General features: G+C 66.7%; 16 protein-coding genes. 5 read left to right on the top strand and 11 right to left on the bottom strand.

Annotated features, from left to right (window positions below; all coding sequences use genetic code 11):
- Positions 1 to 390 precede the first annotated feature (390 nt).
- Both NRB20_RS35240 and NRB20_RS35235 read left to right on the top strand, forming a co-directional pair.
- On the top strand, positions 391 to 3,171 hold the full coding sequence (locus tag NRB20_RS35240) for an FAD-binding and (Fe-S)-binding domain-containing protein (RefSeq protein ID WP_153415744.1): 2,781 nt from the start codon (positions 391 to 393) through the stop codon (positions 3,169 to 3,171).
- Between the two features lie 356 nt (positions 3,172 to 3,527).
- Positions 3,528 to 4,469 carry a DNA-3-methyladenine glycosylase family protein gene (locus NRB20_RS35235; protein WP_153415766.1) on the top strand — a complete coding sequence of 314 codons (942 nt, stop codon included), beginning with the start codon at positions 3,528 to 3,530 and terminating at the stop codon, positions 4,467 to 4,469.
- Between the two features lie 98 nt (positions 4,470 to 4,567).
- On the opposite strand, the gene NRB20_RS35230 is transcribed toward NRB20_RS35235, so the two are convergent.
- The 8 genes from NRB20_RS35230 to NRB20_RS35195 form a co-directional block, all read right to left on the bottom strand.
- Positions 4,568 to 5,863: an ABC transporter substrate-binding protein gene (locus NRB20_RS35230; RefSeq protein WP_153415743.1), complete on the bottom strand. Its 1,296-nt coding sequence runs from the start codon at positions 5,861 to 5,863 to the stop codon at positions 4,568 to 4,570.
- The gene (locus NRB20_RS35225) at positions 5,860 to 6,681 is read right to left on the bottom strand and encodes a carbohydrate ABC transporter permease (protein ID WP_319945803.1); all 822 of its coding nucleotides are present in this window, start codon (positions 6,679 to 6,681) and stop codon (positions 5,860 to 5,862) included. The genes NRB20_RS35230 and NRB20_RS35225 overlap by 4 nt, the downstream gene beginning before the upstream one ends.
- A 34-nt stretch (positions 6,682 to 6,715) precedes the next feature.
- Positions 6,716 to 7,582 (bottom strand): carbohydrate ABC transporter permease, encoded by an 867-nt coding sequence (locus NRB20_RS35220; protein WP_153415741.1) that lies wholly within the window; start codon positions 7,580 to 7,582, stop codon positions 6,716 to 6,718.
- A gap of 572 nt (positions 7,583 to 8,154) precedes the next feature.
- Entirely contained in the window at positions 8,155 to 8,907 is a 753-nt protein-coding gene (locus tag NRB20_RS35215; protein WP_153415740.1) for an SDR family oxidoreductase, read from the bottom strand.
- Between the two features lie 106 nt (positions 8,908 to 9,013).
- Complete coding sequence (locus NRB20_RS35210; RefSeq protein WP_153415739.1) at positions 9,014 to 10,006, bottom strand: DUF4190 domain-containing protein; 993 nt, start codon at positions 10,004 to 10,006, stop codon at positions 9,014 to 9,016.
- Positions 10,007 to 10,324: 318 nt separating this feature from the next.
- Positions 10,325 to 10,648: a hypothetical protein gene (locus NRB20_RS35205; protein ID WP_153415738.1), complete on the bottom strand. Its 324-nt coding sequence runs from the start codon at positions 10,646 to 10,648 to the stop codon at positions 10,325 to 10,327.
- Entirely contained in the window at positions 10,645 to 10,848 is a 204-nt protein-coding gene (locus tag NRB20_RS35200) for a hypothetical protein (RefSeq protein ID WP_153415737.1), read from the bottom strand. Before NRB20_RS35200 ends, NRB20_RS35205 begins: the two co-directional genes overlap by 4 nt.
- Entirely contained in the window at positions 10,839 to 11,171 is a 333-nt protein-coding gene (locus NRB20_RS35195) for a hypothetical protein (RefSeq protein WP_227834175.1), read from the bottom strand. Before NRB20_RS35195 ends, NRB20_RS35200 begins: the two co-directional genes overlap by 10 nt.
- Before the next feature lie 300 nt (positions 11,172 to 11,471).
- On the opposite strand from NRB20_RS35195, the gene NRB20_RS35190 reads away from it, so the two are divergent.
- From NRB20_RS35190 to NRB20_RS35180, 3 genes are all read left to right on the top strand, one after another.
- On the top strand, positions 11,472 to 12,383 hold the full coding sequence (locus NRB20_RS35190) for a helix-turn-helix domain-containing protein (RefSeq protein ID WP_319945802.1): 912 nt from the start codon (positions 11,472 to 11,474) through the stop codon (positions 12,381 to 12,383).
- A 35-nt stretch (positions 12,384 to 12,418) separates the two neighbouring features.
- On the top strand, positions 12,419 to 12,622 hold the full coding sequence (locus tag NRB20_RS35185) for a DUF397 domain-containing protein (RefSeq protein WP_153415736.1): 204 nt from the start codon (positions 12,419 to 12,421) through the stop codon (positions 12,620 to 12,622).
- A 158-nt stretch (positions 12,623 to 12,780) separates the two neighbouring features.
- Complete coding sequence (locus NRB20_RS35180; RefSeq protein ID WP_153415735.1) at positions 12,781 to 12,975, top strand: hypothetical protein; 195 nt, start codon at positions 12,781 to 12,783, stop codon at positions 12,973 to 12,975.
- Between the two features lie 166 nt (positions 12,976 to 13,141).
- On the opposite strand, the gene NRB20_RS35175 is transcribed toward NRB20_RS35180, so the two are convergent.
- The 3 genes from NRB20_RS35175 to NRB20_RS35165 are packed head-to-tail and all read right to left on the bottom strand — an operon-like array spanning position 13,142 to position 16,701.
- Positions 13,142 to 13,888: a succinate dehydrogenase/fumarate reductase iron-sulfur subunit gene (locus NRB20_RS35175; RefSeq protein ID WP_153415734.1), complete on the bottom strand. Its 747-nt coding sequence runs from the start codon at positions 13,886 to 13,888 to the stop codon at positions 13,142 to 13,144.
- A 2-nt stretch (positions 13,889 to 13,890) separates the two neighbouring features.
- Positions 13,891 to 15,834 carry a fumarate reductase/succinate dehydrogenase flavoprotein subunit gene (locus tag NRB20_RS35170; protein ID WP_153415733.1) on the bottom strand — a complete coding sequence of 648 codons (1,944 nt, stop codon included), beginning with the start codon at positions 15,832 to 15,834 and terminating at the stop codon, positions 13,891 to 13,893.
- Positions 15,835 to 15,873: 39 nt separating this feature from the next.
- Positions 15,874 to 16,701, bottom strand: a complete 828-nt coding sequence (locus NRB20_RS35165) for a hypothetical protein (protein ID WP_319945805.1) — start codon at positions 16,699 to 16,701, stop codon at positions 15,874 to 15,876.
- Positions 16,702 to 16,848 lie beyond the last annotated feature (147 nt).

Here is a 16,848-nt window from a genome sequence, read left to right as displayed (position 1 = left end):
ACCGGACCAAGCGAGGTGACCGCCCCTGAAATAACGACCCCCACCCGCAAGAGGGTGGGGACTTTCCCTGGCCACCAGTGGATACCTCACTTGGCCACCAACGGCGACTTCCATATGGCCATTGACACCCGGGGTGTGCTGGTTGAGATTGCGCCTGGGGTGTTGGGTCGAGGTTGCACCCAGGGCGCGTTGGTCGAGACTGCGTCCAGGGTGCATTGGTGAGATTGCTCAGGGTGCGGGACGGCGGTTGTGGATCCAGCGGGCCGGTTGCCAACGGGCGGGTTGCCAAGCGGATATCGGGGGCGGCTTCGATGACGACGTTGACGATGCGTTCGAGCAGGTGGGTCGAGGGGAGCGCGGATCTTCCGGTAGCGCGCATAGGCTGGGTTCATGACCGATTCGTGGCTGCGGGCGCTGGAGGGCAGGATCGACGGCGAGGTCGACGCCGGGGCGCGGCGGCGGGCGGAGTACTCCTCGGATGCTTCGAACTATCGGGTGCCGCCGACGGCGGTGGTCTTCCCGCGTGGGGACGCGGATGTGGCGGCGGTAGTGGCCGCGGCGCGCGAGGAGGGGGTGCCGGTGACCGCGCGTGGTGCGGGGACGTCGGTGGCGGGCAATGCGATCGGTACCGGCCTGGTCCTGGACTTCAGCAGGTATATGTCCGAGATACTCGAGGTGGATACCGAAAGTCGTTGCGCGCGAGTGCAGCCCGGTGTGGTCCTGAGTACGCTACAGCGCCGCGCCGGCGAGTCCGGTTTGCGTTTCGGCCCGGATCCGTCCACTCAGAATCGTTGCACCCTGGGCGGCATGATCGGCAACAATGCCTGCGGCCCGCACGCGATGGCGTGGGGCCGGACCTCGGATTCCGTGCGTGAGCTGCGCATACTCGACGGCACCGGTACCGAGCGACTACTCGGCGCGGGCCTCTCCACGATCCCGGGCCTCGATGAATTCACCCGATCCCGGCTCGCGGTGATCCGCACCGAACTGGGCCGATTCGAACGGCAGGCATCGGGATACGGCCTGGAACATCTACTGCCCGAACGTGATCCGTCCGCCGCACGCGCGTTCGTCGGCACCGAGGGCACCTGCGGTCTGCTGCTGGAAGCCTCGGTGACGCTCGTCCCGGTACCCCGTGCGACGGTCCTGGTGGTACTCGGCTATCCCGACATGCCCACGGCCGCAGACGATGTCGCGACGATCACCGCGGTCGCCCCGATCGCGGTGGAGGGTATCGACGCCCGGCTCGTGGACGTCGTGCGCGCCCATCGCGGCACGGTCCCCGAACTGCCCGACGGCCGGGGCTGGCTGTTCGTCGAATGCGCGGGCGACACCGCCGCCGAGGCCCGCGACCTCGCGGCCAGGCTCTGCCGCACCGCCCACGCGACCGACAGCCGCATTGTCACCGATCCCGCTGTGGCAGCACGCCTGTGGCGAATCCGGGCCGACGGCGCGGGCCTGGCCGGACGCACTCCCGACGGCCGCCCCGCCTGGCCGGGCTGGGAGGATGCCGCGGTGCCGCCCGAGAATCTGGGCGCTTACCTGCGCGACTTCGAGGAGTTGATGCGTTCGCACGAGGTGGACGGCCTGCTCTACGGCCACCTCGGTGACGGCTGCATCCACGTCCGGCTGGATCTGCCGATAACCGATGCGCCGCAACGTTTCCGGGATTTTCTCACCGACGCCGCCGATCAGGTCGTCCGCCACGGCGGCTCGCTGTCGGGCGAACACGGTGACGGCCGCGCCCGCTCGGAACTGTTGTCCCGCATGTACTCCCCGGCCGCACTCGACGCCTTCGCCGGATTCAAAACGCTGTTCGACCCGGACGACATCCTCAATCCGGGAGTCCTGGTGCGCCCCAACCCGATCGATGCGGACCTGCGCCTCACCGGCCTGCGCGCGACACCTTCCGCGGGCGGATTCGCCTTCCCCGCGGACGGCGATATCGGCACCGCCGTGCACCGCTGCGTCGGAATCGGCAAGTGCCGCGCGGACTCTCGTGCGACGGGCGGTTTCATGTGCCCGTCCTACCTGGCGACCGCCGACGAGAAGGACAGCACCCGCGCCCGCGCCCGCGTCCTCCAAGAGGTCGTGCGCGGCGACCTGGACTGGCGCTCGGACGCGGTCGCGCAATCACTGGACCTGTGCCTGTCCTGCAAGGCATGCGACGCGGACTGCCCGGCCGGAATCGACATGGCCACCTACAAATCCGAAACGCTGTACCGCCGCTACCGGCGCAGACTCCGCCCGATCGATCACTACGCGCTGGGCTGGCTACCGCGCTGGCTGGGTCTGGGCGTGCGTGTGCCACGGGTGTTCAATGCCGTCGCCGGCTTCGCGCTGTTGCGCCGGATCGGTTTCCGAGCGGCCGGTATCGATCCCCGACGCGAGATTCCGGCGTTGGCGGACAAGAGCTTTCGCCGAATGTGGACCACCCGCCGCGGCAAGCGCTCACCCGCGGAACCGGGCGTGATGCTGTGGATCGACAGCTTCACCGACGCCTTCGACCCCGAAATAGCTTGGGCAGCAGTAGAACTCATCGAATCACTGGGCCATCGGGTACACCTCCCCGAACGCCGCGTCTGCTGCGGTCTCACCTGGATCAGCACCGGCCAACTCGACGGCGCACGCACCCGGCTGCGCGCCACCCTGGACGCCCTGGACGCCCACGTCCGCGCGGGCGGCATCGTGGTCGGCCTCGAACCCTCCTGCACCGCCGCACTGCGGTCGGACCTGCCCGCCCTACTCCCCGACGACCCGCGCGCCGAGCCCACCGCGCGTGCGGTGCGAACCCTGGCGGAATTCCTCGCCGCGGACCCCGGCTGGCAATCCCCGGACCGCACCGGACATCGGGTGGTGGTGCAACCGCATTGTCATCAGTACGCGGTCATGCGATATGACGCCGATCGCGAAATACTCCGCGGAACCGGTGCCACGGTGACCGAAGTTTCCGGATGCTGTGGACTTGCTGGGAATTTCGGTATGCAGCACGGCCATTACGACATTTCGGTCGCGGTGGCCGAGAACGGATTGCTGCCCGCATTGCGGAAGGACACCGCCGCGCAGTTCCTCGCCGACGGGTTCTCCTGCCGCACCCAGGCCGCCCAACTGGCCGGCCGATCGGCCACCCATCTCGCGCAGTTCCTGCTCGACCGGCCGGATTCGCGGTAGTGCGCACCCGGCCTCGGTCACGGGTGCGCACGAATCCGGGCTCAGCTGCCGAACGGCAGGGTGCCCGGTGCGATCTGGTAGCCGGAGCTCCCGGCGAAGATTCCACCCCAGATGTTCAGCAGCTGATTCAGAACTGTCGTGAGCATTCGCGTCCTCCGTCACAATTGTGCCGACCGATTGCTGGATCATGAATCGGCGACTTGATGAATCCTTTCAGAAATCGCACCCTATGACAGTCGCGTTACAGTCCGCCGCTTCCGGGGGCGTATCGATCGGGTCTGAAATCGCCTTTTCCGAATAGGTGGGTGATGCATGTCACTACCTCCGAGTCGGGTGCATCCGCCCGTGTCCCGGGCATGGCGCACAATGTTCCGGTGGAATCGAGGGTCGACGCGCAGCGCACGGTGAGCTCGGAGCTGCCGATCGATCTGGCGGCCACGCTCGCGCCCCTGCGTCGCGGCGGCTCCGATCCGTGCCACACCACCACCGCGGACGGCGCGCACTGGCACGTCTCGCGCATGCCGAGCGGCCCGGTCACCTATCGGCTCGCGCAGTCCGGGCCGCGCGCGGTGGCGGCGCGGGCGTGGGGTCCCGGCGCGACCGAATTCGTCGAACAGCTGCCGCGGATGCTGTGCCTCGACGAGGACCTCACCGATTTCGCCCCGGAGCATCCGAAGATCGCCGAGGCGCACCGCCGCTTCCCGGGCCTGCGCATGCTGCGTACCGGGCTGATCTTCGAATCACTGGTCCCGGCGGTTCTCGAGCAGCGGGTGCACACGGTCTCCGCGCGGGCCTCCTGGCGGCGGCTGGTGGGCAAATTCGGCGATCGCGCCCCCGGCCCGACGCCGATACCCATGCGCATCCCGCCCGACGCGCACACCTGGCGGCACATCCCGTCCTGGGAGTATCACCGCGCGAACGTCGATCCACAGCGTTCGAAGACGATCGTGCTGGCCGCGCGCATGGTCGACAAACTCGAACAGGCCGCCGACCTCGACCCCACGGCCGCCGCCGACCGGCTGCGCATGGTCCCCGGCATCGGCGTGTGGACCGCCGCGGAGATCGCCCAGCGCGCCCTGGGCGACCCGGATGCGTTGTCGGTCGGCGACTTCCATCTCGCGTCGATCATCGGCTGGACCCTGCTCGGCCACCCGATCGACGACGACGCCATGGTCGAATACCTGGAACCCCTTCGCCCACACCGCTATCGGGCGGTCCGCCTGCTGGAGATCTCCGGCCAGGCCCGCAAGCCGAAATTCGGGCCACGCACGCCGCTGGTCGACATCAGTCGAATCTGAACAGCGGCAACATCTTTCGTCCGTTAGGTCGCAGCACTCGAATATCGGCGGTGAGCAACTCGCCCGAGTTGCGGAGCCCACCAGGTTCCGTCGCAGCGTTATCGATCACTCATCGCGGAATTACCCGCGGCGACAGCACTATCGAGCGCCTCGGGCACCGGCGTCCGGCCGAGATACATCTCCGACAGAATCGGCGTGATGAGGTCGTAGGCCGCCGCGAACCCGGCCCCGCTGCCCCCGTCGATCCGTGGGCCGTCGAGCACATCGAAGAACGGCGAGACGTCGATCCCCTTGTGTGCCCAGTAATCTCGATATACCCGCTGATCGGCGACGACCGCCGGGATGGTCGCGCCGGAGGTGGCCAGGTAGCGGTTGCCCTCGGCGCTGCCGAGCCAGGTCAGCAGGCGACGCACCGCGTCCGGATGACGTGTCGCCGCATTGCCCGCGAGGCCGATCGCGTTGTCGGTACTGACCCGTCCGGCGGGCCCGGCGGGAATCATCGCGATACCCCACGGGAATTTCGCCTGCTGTGCGATCGTCGCCAGGTTGTAGGTGCCGGATTGGAACAGCGCCATCTTCCCTTGCAGGAAGGCATTTCTGGTGAAATCCGCGTCGTTGCCGGTATCGGCCGCCGAGGGTGCGAGCTTGCCGGCGATCAACCGGACCAGATAGCCGAACGCCTGTCGCCCCTGCGGACCGTCGAAGACGAACCGATCATCCGGCCCTTGCAGCCGCCCACCGGCCGACCCCAGGAACGGCAGTTCGACGGATTGAAAGTCGTTGCCCGCGTTGTACGCCCACGGCGCGACGGCCGCGAGCCGGCGCAGCATCGGCGCGAACGTATCCCCGTCACCACCCCAGCGCAGTCCGGACAATGCGGCGGGATCGATGTGCGCGGCCGCGAGCAGCGTCCGGTTGTAATACACCGCCGTCCCGCCGTCCACGAATTGCGGTACCGCCCAAAGCTTTCCGTCTCGGCTGAACTGCGTGACCGCGGAGGTGTCCCAGGCCCGCGCGGCATCGGCCCCGAGTAGCGCGCCGACATCCAGCAGCCGACCAGAATCCGCGTAATCCTCGAAAGTATTGGTCCAGAACACGTCGTCGGCGGTACCCCCGGCCACATCCAGCCGCAGTTTCTGCTGATAGGAAGCCCACGGCACCACCGTGATCCGTACTTCCACATCCGGATTCGCGCGCTGGAACGCGTCGAGCGAGGCCCGATAGGCGGGGATGAAACTCTCGTCCCAGATCCGCATCCGCACCACGGTGCGTCCCGAACTGCCCTCGGAATGTCCGAGCCACAGCGCCGCCGCGATCAGCAGTACCGCGCTGAGTACCAGGGCCAGCACGACCCGGGTCGAGGACTTCGGGGATATCCTTGCCGCGCTGATCATTTGAGCCCCGTCGTGGCGATCGATCGCAGGACCTGACGCTGGAACACGATGAACAGCAGCACCAGCGGCACGATCGCCAACGTGGTCGCGGCCATCACCAGTGTCCACTGCGCGCTGTATCGGGTCTGCAACGTCGCGGTCGAGACGGTCAGCACCTGCCAGGTGTCACCGCTGCTGGCCACCAGCGGCCACATGAAGCTGTTCCACTGTGTGACAACGGTGATCAGCGCCAACGTCGCCAGAATCGGCCGGCTCATCGGCACCATCACGTGCACCAGGATGTCGAGGGTGTTCGCGCCGTCCAGCCGCGCCGCGCCGAGCAGCTCCTCCGGGATGGACCGGAAGTATTGCCGCAGTAGGAATATCGCGTACGGCGAGGCGAAGACGAACGGAAGTATCAACGCCCAGAACGTGTTCAGCCAACCGAGCTTCGCGAACATCAGGTACAGCGGGATCAGGGTGACCATCGAGGGCACCATCATGGTCGCGAGGTAGATCCAGAACAGGATGTCGCGCCCGGGAAATTCGGTGCGCGCGAACGCATATGCCGCCAGGATCGAGGTGATCAGTTGCCCGCCGGTGATGAAGGCCGTCATCAGCGCGGTCACCAGCACGGCCCGGCCCAGGCCCCCGCTCAGGACGGTGCCGAAATTGTCCCCGGTCACCGGATTCGGCAGTGCCAGTGCCGATCCGGTCGCGAACTGGTCCGGAGTCTTCACGGCGGTCAGCGCGCTGAGTACCAGCGGCGCGACGGTCAGCAGGGCTCCGGCGATCAGCAGCAGATAGACCACCCCACTCCGCAGCCAGGCCTGTGTCACGAAAGACCCTGTGCGAGAAGGGATGACAACCGACTCAGTACTCATGAACCGTCCGATCCCGGAAGTAGCGATGCTGTACGACGGTGATCACGAACATCACCGCGAACACCACCAGCGCCATCACCGCGGCACGTCCCGGCCGTGCGGCTACGAACGCCTCGTCGAAGATCCGCATCGCCACCACATCCGTGCGATGCCCAGGCCCGCCCTTGGTCAGCGCGTACACGGTGTCGAAGGTCTGAAACGCCGTCAGCACCCCGGTGACCAGCACGAAGAACATCGTCGGCCGCAGCAGCGGCAAGACCAGCCAGCGCGTCCGCCGCCATCCGCTCGCCCCGTCCAGCGCGCCCGCGTCCAGGATCTCCGGCGGAATCGCCCGGATCCCCGCGACGAAGAACAGCGCCACATACCCGAAATTCGACCAGACACTCACCGCCGCAACCGATGGCAGCGCCAGCGCGGGTTCGGACAGCCACTCGATCCGTCTCCCCAGCACCGCATCGATCGCCCCGCCACTCGGCGCGAACATCCACTGCCACACCACCCCCACCGCGACCGGCGCACACATCCACGGCAGCGCGAACACCACCCGCAACACCGTCCCACCCCGCCGCCGCGCCAACGGCAACGCGACCAGCAACCCCAGCACGGTCTGCACCGGCACCACGATCGCCGCGAGCCCGCACGTCACCAGCAACGAATGCCCGAACGCCGGATCCCCCAACACCGCCCGCCAGTTCGCCATCCCCACGAACCGCATGGGCCCCAACAAATTCCAACTGTGCACACTCAACCAGGCCACCACCACGATCGGCAGCACCAGAAAACCCCCCACCCCCACCAAACTGGGCCCCAACAACCCATAACTCACCAGCCCCCGCCGCACCACCCGCCGCCTCATACCGCGAACCTACCCTCCCCACCCACCAACCCGACCTCATCGATTCCCACCCCTGACGCCGCAACACCCCACCCGGGTCGCCCGCCCTTGCCCCTCGACGCGGCCCCGCATCTCGATCCCCGTCTCCCGACCTGGGGTGCGCCCCCACTGCGCCTGGCGTAGTACCGGCGGTCGGGTCGATGTCCGGACTCTCATCTCTGATGCTCCACGGTCCGGCCCTGAGTCGGCTGGTCCCGGCACTCGAGCGCTCCGATGACGCTTCGGCACGCACCATTCTGTGCATGCGGATCCGGGGCGAAGGCTCATCTTCTCACCCGCTCGGACCGTCGACGCGCATGCGTTGCCTGATCCGTTGTGCGCCAACGTCAGTCGGCCGATCCCGATTGCCGGCCGTGCATGCCGACGTTCGGCTCACGCTTCGCACGCTCATGGGCGTGAGGTGATGCGACCGACGCAGCGGATCAACGAAATGTGTTGCCGGGAGGCATGTGGAGTGATGTCGATCACTCCGCATGCCTCGGTTCCACATGAAACATGTTCAGGTGCAGCGGGATTCGAGTCCAGCCCGGAGGTCAGTTGGTGGGTCCGCCCGCGACGTAGATGACCTGACCCGACACGAATCCCGCGCCCTCGCTCACCAGGAATGACGCGGTGTGCGCGATATCGGCCGGGGTGCCGACGCGCTGCACCGGGATCTGGGCGGCGGCGGCCTTCTGGAAGTCCTCGAAGTCCACCCCGACGCGGGCCGCGGTGGCGGCGGTCATATCGGTGGCGATGAATCCGGGCGCGATGGCGTTGGCCGTGACGCCGAATTTGCCCAGTTCGAAGGCGAGCGTCTTGGTGAAGCCCTGCATACCGGCCTTGGCCGCGGAGTAGTTGGCCTGGCCGCGGTTGCCCAGCGCCGAGGTGCTGGAGAGGTTGACCACGCGACCCCACTTGGCCTCGACCATGTACTTCTGCACCGCGCGGGTCATCAGGAACGCGCCCCGCAGATGCACGCCCAGCACCGAATCCCAGTCATCGACCGACATCTTGAACAGCAGGTTGTCCCGCAGGATCCCGGCGTTGTTCACCAGCACGGTCGGCGCGCCGAGCGATCCGGCCAGCTCCTCGACCGCGGCGGCCACCGAATCCTCCTTCGACACGTCCGCACCCAGCGCCACGGCCTTCCCACCGGCCTCGGTGATGGCCCGCACGGTGTCGGCGCAGTGCGCGGCGTCCAGATCCAGCACACCGACGGCCAGTCCGTCCGCGGCGAGGCGTTGGGCGACGGCCGCGCCGATCCCCCGCGCGGCTCCGGAAACTACGGCAACTCGTTCGGCCATGAAAATATCCTCCGTCTGCATCGATCGGTGTGGAACGCGGTGGTTGTCCGCACCATGCAGCATACGAACCGGGGAGTCTGCCGCCCGGCCCCACTCGGATCCGGCCCTATTCGACCCAGAGCGTCCAGGTGGCGGCGCGGCCCTGCCCCTCGCAGACCAGTGCGCGACCGTCTGCGGTGCGTGCGGACTTGTCCCCGCTCGCATCGCATTTCGAGCCCTTGTCGTAGACCGCCGTCGAGACGGTGTAGGGCCCGGTCCACCGATATCCGCTGGCGCCCTTCAGGCACAGCAGGGTGTTGCCGTCCGAGGTGCTGCCGATGAGCGCGGCCTGTGACTCGGTGCACGCCTGCCCCTGCGCGACCGCGGTCTGCGCAGCCGTGGTCGGCGCGGCACTGCTGACGGTGACTTGCAGCGGCGCGGTCTCGTTCGTATTCGTCGGCGCGCTCGAGCTCTGACTCGCCGGAGCCGATCCCGCCTGCAATCGAAAGGGATTGTGCGGCAACGTATATCCGGACATCGCCAGCACCCCCACCAGCGCCGTCACCTCCACCGCCCCGATCAGCAGCGCGAACAACGCCATCATCCGACCGCGCGGATGGGTGAAGGAGATGAATCCGAACACGATCGCCACCGGGAACAACCCCAGCAGCGCGGCGACCAGCGCCACGATCGAATACGGATTGACGATCGGCGGCACCTGCACCCGTAGTCGCCCGGCCCGTCGTCTGCTCGGGGTGGGCTCCTCGTAGTCCTCGTCGGGCTCGGCCGCCGGGGTTCGCCGCCGGGGTGGGGTGCTCTCGTACCCGTCCTCCTCGGCCGCGGGAGCCCGCCGCGTCTGCGCCGCCTCCCAACGCTCACCCTCCGGTGACGCGGACAACCGCCGGTTCTGCCCGGTGTCGGCGCGCGCGGTCGGCGCGGGCGCCGGCGCCGGATGACGCGCGGTGCTCCCGTTGTCCCAGCGCTGCCCGTCGGGTTCGGGCGGCAACCGCCGGTTCTGCGCTGTGCCCCACCGGTTCTCGTCCGGTTCGGCCACCGGCCAGGGCCCGGTGCCCCGCGCGGTGGATCCCTGCGCGTCGGCGGACTGCTTGCGTCGGGCCATACGGTTCCTCTCACACACGAGCAGGAACCTCGACCAACGGACCCGCCCCGATAACGAAGAGGATAAGGGCCCGGGCCGCGCCCGCAACCCCGGTCGGGTGATATCCACCGAGGTTCGCGCGCCGCTGTGCACCCGATCCGCCGGATGTCATCCCCGAGCATCCGCCGGATCGGCCCCGGCAACCCTTCCGCAGCACATATATGCGCAGGTAGTCAGCAACCCTACCGCTCCGATCGAGCGAACCTCACCGAAATGTCCTGTGACGCAACGCGGCACACTTGCGCCATCGGCCCCACGCCGACACCCGCGCGGCCGGACTCAGTACTCGTCGATGGTGTTCTCGCCGACGAACGCGATCCGCAGACTCAGCAGCGCCCCGGCGAACCAGAACAGCATGCGGTCGTAGTTGTTGATCCCGGCGTGTGCGGGCCCCGCGCCGAATGCCGTGCGCGGCAACGCCGCACGATGCCGTCCCAGCTCGCGCGGCCGCTCGGCTACCGAGGTCAGATAGGCCGCGGCCGCCTGACGTCCGGGCCCGGGCGCATGCCGTCCCTCGGGCGCGGCGTGCCGGGGTGTGGTGCGGCTGGGCGGAGGGAGCAGCCGCACCACCTTCCGGCTGCCCACCGGCTCCAGCGCGGTCACGGTAGCGCCCGCTGGTCCAGCACGCAGCGGCCCTCTTCGACCAGGACCGCGCGGGCGCGACGCCGCACCCGGCACAGGTCGACCGAGCATTCCAGGTGCAGTTGCATTGCGGCATGGGCCTGTTCGACGGTCAGAATGCCCGGATCGTTCGCGCAACGCAGCAAACCGGCGACGGGCATGTTGAGGTTGGTCAGTTGCATGCCGCCACCTCCCCGTACCGGCGAACCGACCGCCGGGGTGCGGGCTGCTCGTCCCAGGGCTGCTGGTTGATGGCCATACCCAGTGCTTCCAACAGGGTGAGGCCCACCTTGGTGGCCAACCCTCCGACCGAGTCCAGCAGTGGTGGCACCGCTTCGGCTACTTGCAACGCAGCTACCGCCTGCGCGCAGGTCAGGGTGCGGCCGGGCAGGTAGGAAACGACCCAGCCCTCCTGTCCGACGCTGCGGGCCCGGTGGGGCGTGCAATCGCTGGTCATCAACGACGACCCGATGACGTGTACGGCCATGACTCCTCGTTCCTGCATGCGAATCCTGATGCTTCCCGGAGATTCTTCAGACCTGTTCCGGACTAGATGCTATCCCCGAGCACACTTCCAGCATCCACTAATCGGCAACCAAATCGGCCCGGTGTGGATATCCAGAACGAATTCAGGCGAATGTCCAGCAGCGAATCCGCTTGGGGGAGGAAGATTCTCCATAGTGGATGAGAGCCCCCCTCGCCGATGTGACGTCCGGGTCGGGGTGGTGGTAGTTCGGCGGGGGCCCCACGAAATCTCCGACCCGCACTCGATGCCCGGCGGCATCCGATCAGAACGGAGTGTGCTGTGTCCGCGAGTTCCGACAACCAGAGTTCCGAGAGCGCCCTGTCCTCGACGTTGCCCCGGCGCCAACTCGGAAGATACCTGCGCGACTGGCGAACTCAGGGCGGCCTCACCATCGCCGAGGCCGCGCGGCTGATGGAGTGGGGCGCCAGCACACTACAGCGGTTGGAGAAGGGACAGGCAGATCGCATACGCACCATAGACATTCAGGAACTTTGCCGGATCTACGGCATTCCGGACGAGATCGCCGACGGCCTCAAGGGGCTGGCCCAGCAGGCCGCGGTGAAGAGCTGGTGGCACGCCTACGGCGATCTGATTCCCGAAAACTTCGATGTCTACGTGGGTTTGGAGGCTTCGGCGCTGCGGCTGATGTCCTATCAGTCCGAGTTGGTGCCGGGTCTGTTGCAGACCGCCGACTACGCCCGCGCGCTCAATCGCCTGGGCTATCCCGAGGACACCGACGCCGAACTCGAACGACGCGTTGGGCTGCGACTTCAGCGGCAGGCGTTGATAACTCGGCGCGCGCATCCCGCGATGGTGGACGTGGTGCTCGACGAGTCGGTCTTGCGCCGCGTCGTCGGAAGTGCAAGGGTGATGGCGGCGCAGCTGCGGCACTTGGCCGATCTCAGTACTCGGGACAATGTCACGCTGCGCATCCTGCCCTTCGCAGCCGGTGTCCCCCTGGGCCTTTCGACCGGCCCGTTCGTCATCCTCGAGTTCGGAACGGACAGCAAGGGGCAGCCGGTCGAACCTCCCGTGGTCTATGTGGAGGGGTTCACCGGAGATCTGTATCTCGAGAGGAAAGCCGACGTGCGGCGCTATCGGCATGCGCACGAGGTTCTGTTGCGCTGCGCGTTGGATGTTCACGCCAGTCGAAATCTGTTGCGGCAGATCGCGAAGGAGTACGCGATCTGAGCGGTTCGCGACGAAAAGGACACTAGGAGATGAGGATGAGCAGCGAGCTATCGGGCGCTCGATGGTTCAAGAGCAGTCGCAGCGGCGCCAGGGAGTGCGTGGAGGTCGCCTTCCTGTGCAGCGGGCGGGTGGGTGTGCGCGACAGCAAGAATCCGGACGGCCCGGCGCTGATCGTCGGCGCCACCGACTGGGCCGCGTTCACCACGGCGGTCCAGCGCGGACGTTTCGACGATCGCTGATCGCGGCGCGCCGGACGGGCCGCAGCGGCGCGGGCCGTCCGGTTCGTGATCGGCTGCCGGGAATTCGCCGCAGGTCAGCGCGGGTGATGATCACGAATCGGTGGCCGTTGTGCAACGAAAGTATGTTTGCTCATGTCGGTTATGGGTAAAGCTCATATATGGACCGAGGGCTGAAAAACACTCCCCGGTACCGGAGGCTGTTCCCGGGCGATTGGATCGAACGTCTGATCGTCGGAATGCTGTTCGCGGTATCGGCGGGAGGTGTGTACGCAATGACCGGATCGGTGCTGCCCGCAGTGCTGTTCGGCCTGCTCGTCGCACTCGTCGCCGTTGGTGTGGTCACCCAGCTGTAGCTGTTCGCACCGGCGTCATCGTGTGTTCACACGGGCATCACTGTAAGTTCGCACGCAATGGCGCGTCGCCGATTTCCGTTGTCCCCCAACCGAACCCACCCCTGTAGAGCTGAAACCGTACGTCCGGGTCCCGGTTGTCGCCGGGACCCGGACGTACGTCGCTCGGCTACCTCCGGAACAGCTTGTTCCCGAGCCAGACGATCGGATCGTATTTGCGATCCGCGACCCGTTCCTTCATCGGAATGAGGGCGTTGTCGGTGATCTTGATGTGCTCCGGGCAGACGTCGGTGCAGCATTTGGTGATATTGCACAGACCCAGGCCGAATTCGTCCTGCGCCATATCACTGCGATCGGCCACATCCAGCGGATGCATTTCCAGTTCGGCCACCCGCATCAGATAACGGGGACCGGAGAACGCGGTCTTGTTCTCGTCGTGATCACGCACCACATGGCAGGTGTTCTGGCACAGGAAGCATTCGATGCACTTGCGGAACTCCTGCGAACGTTCCACGTCCACCTGCCGCATCCGGTAGTCACCGGGCTTCAGATCGGCGGGCGGGGTGAAAGACGGTATCTCCCTTGCCTTCTCGTAGTTGAACGAGACGTCCGTGACGAGATCGCGGATGACCGGGAAGGTGCGCATCGGCGTCACCGTGACGACCTCCTCCGGGCTGAAGGTGGACATCCGCGTCATGCACATCAGCCGCGGACGGCCGTTCACCTCGGCCGAACAGGAGCCGCACTTACCCGCCTTGCAGTTCCAGCGCACCGCCAGATCCGAAGCCTGGGTGGCCTGCAACCGGTGGATGATGTCGAGTACGACCTCGCCCTCGTTCACCTCGACGGTGAAGTCCTGCAGGCCGCCACCGTCGGTGTCGCCGCGCCATACTCGGAAGTGCGCGTCGTAACCCATTGCTACTCATCCCCTTTCGCGGAAGACTCGGCGACCTGTGCCGGATGCTTCACGAGTTCCGCTGCGGTGTAATACTTTTCGAGTTCACTCAGTTCGAACAGGGCGAGCAGCTCGTCCCGCATGGGCAGTTGGTCGGCCGGTGTCACGGTGACGCCCGGGACCGTCTGCGCGTCGTCCTCGGGATCGACCCGGCAGACCAGCAGCTTGTTGCGCCAGTCCGCGTCCATCTTCGGATGATCGTCGCGGGTGTGGCCGCCCCGGCTCTCGGTCCGGATCAGCGCCGCCTGGGCCACACATTCACTGACCAGCAACATGTTTCGCAGATCCAGGGCCAGATGCCAGCCCGGGTTGAACGGCCGTTTGCCCTCGACGGTGACGTGGTCGTAGCGTTCGCGCAGCACACCGAGTTTCTCGATGGCCTCGGCCAGTTCGTGTTCCTTGCGGATGATGCCGACCAGATCGTTCATCGTCTGCTGCATATCGGAATGCAGCGTGTACGGATTCTCCGCGGCGCCCTCGGCGGGCGGATCGAACGGCGCCAGTGCGGTTTTCGTGGCCTCGGCGATATCGTCCTCGGTAACCCGCGGACGTTCGGCGAGCTGTTCGACGTACGAGGACGCGCCCAATCCGGCACGCCGGCCGAAGACCAGCAGATCCGACAGCGAGTTGCCGCCGAGCCGATTCGAGCCGTGCATACCGCCGGAACACTCACCCGCGGCGAACAATCCGGGCACGACCGCCGCGCCGGTGTCGGGATCGACCTCGATCCCGCCCATCACGTAGTGACAGGTCGGCCCGACCTCCATCGGCTCGGACGTGATGTCCACGTCCGCGAGCTCTTTGAACTGATGATGCATCGAGGGCAGCCGCTTGAGGATCTCCTCCCGCGGCAGCCGCGAGGCGATATCGAGGTAGACCCCGCCGTGCGGCGTACCGCGACCGGCCTTGACCTCCTCGTTGATCGCCCGCGCCACCTCGTCGCGGGGCAGCAGGTCCGGGGTGCGGCGCGCGGAATCGTTGTCCCGCAACCACTGATCGGCCTCCTCCTCGGTCTCGGCGTACTGCCCCTTGAACACCGCGGGGATGTAGTCGAACATGAACCGCTTGCCCTCGGTGTTCTTCAGGACGCCGCCGTCACCGCGCACACCCTCGGTGACCAGGATGCCCTTCACACTCGGCGGCCAGACCATGCCGGTCGGGTGGAACTGCAGGAACTCCATGTTGATCAGCGTCGCCCCGGCACGCAGCGCTAGGGCGTGGCCGTCGCCGGTGTACTCCCAGGAATTCGAGGTCACCTTGTAGGACTTGCCGATTCCGCCGGTGGCCAGCACCACCGCGGGCGTCTCGAACAGGATGAAATTGCCCGATTCGCGCCAGTACCCGAACGCGCCGGAGATCCGGTCGCCGTCCTTGATCAGATCCGAGACCGTGCATTCGGCGAAGACCTTGATCCGCGCCTCGTAATCGCCGGTCGCCGCGAAATCCTCCTGCTGCAGCGAGACGATCTTCTGCTGCATGGTGCGGATGAGTTCGAGACCGGTGCGGTCGCCGACGTGCGCCAGTCGCGGATAGGTGTGGCCGCCGAAGTTGCGCTGGCTGATCCGCCCGTCCGGGGTCCGATCGAACAGCGCCCCATAGGTTTCCAGCTCCCATACCCGGTCGGGGGCCTCCTGCGCGTGCAGTTCGGCCATCCGCCAGTTGTTGAGGAACTTGCCGCCGCGCATGGTGTCGCGGAAGTGGGTCTGCCAGTTGTCCTTCTCGTTGGCATTACCCATCGATGCCGCGCAGCCGCCCTCGGCCATCACGGTATGTGCCTTGCCGAACAGCGATTTACATACCACCGCCACCGACAGACCGTGTTCACGTGCCTCGATCACCGCGCGCAGACCAGCGCCGCCCGCGCCGATCACCACGACGTCGTACTTGTGCCGTTCGACTTCAGGCATGGACCGAATACTCCTGAGAGACTGGGGGATTCATCGAGATCAGTGCACGAACCGGAGGTCCGTGAGGGTGCCGCTGGCGACCAACATGACGTAGAAGTCGGTGATCGCGAGGCTGGCCAGGGTGGTCCAGGCCAGTTGCATGTGGCGGGTGTTCAGCTTGGACACCTGGGTCCAGATCCAGTACCGCACCGGATGCGCCGAGAAGTGCTTGAGCCGGCCGCCGGTGATGTGGCGGCAGGAGTGACACGAGACCGTGTACGCCCACAGCAGCACCACGTTGGCGACCAGGATGATATTGCCCAGGCCGAAACCGAATCCGCCGTTCTTACCGTGGAACGCCATGATCGCGTCGTAGGTGTTGATCAGCGAGACGATCACCGCGATGTAGAAGAAGTAGCGGTGTGCGTTCTGGATGATCAGCGGAAGTCGGGTCTCGCCGGTGTATTTCGCGTGCGGCTCGGCCACCGCGCAGGCCGGCGGGGAGAACCAGACCGACCGGTAGTAGGCCTTGCGGTAGTAATAGCAGGTCAACCGGAACAGCAGCAGGAACGGCAGGGCCAGGAACCCCAGCGGGATCCAGCTCGGCAGTGCGCCGAACCAGTGCCCGAAGTGGCTGGAACCCTCGGCGCACGAGGTGCTCACGCAGGGTGAGTAGAACGGCGTCAGGTAGTGGTAGTCCGAAACCCAGTAGGCGCCGCGCCAGAAGGCGCGGACCGTCGCGTAGATGACGAACGCGGCCAGGCCGAGCACCGTCAGGGTCGGTTGCAACCACCAATTGTCGGTGCGCAGGGTGCGGTCCGGGATGCTCGCGCGGCCCCGGCCGAAAACCCCTGCGCCCGATTCGGAAACTGTGCGCTGTGTCGTCACTGGTTTGCTCGCAAGCTCACTCACGGCAGGATGCCTCGCCTATCTGCCCCGCGGAACGTCATCGTTACCTCCGGCATCGAATGTGATGCTGAGCACCATACGGCACCCCTGCTATGACCTGTCACGGGCTTCGGGAATATCGGACCG

Origin of the sequence: Nocardia macrotermitis, assembly GCF_009604405.1 — a bacterium.
GTDB lineage: Bacteria > Actinomycetota > Actinomycetes > Mycobacteriales > Mycobacteriaceae > Nocardia > Nocardia macrotermitis.
This window is presented reverse-complemented; position numbering and strand designations above follow the sequence as displayed.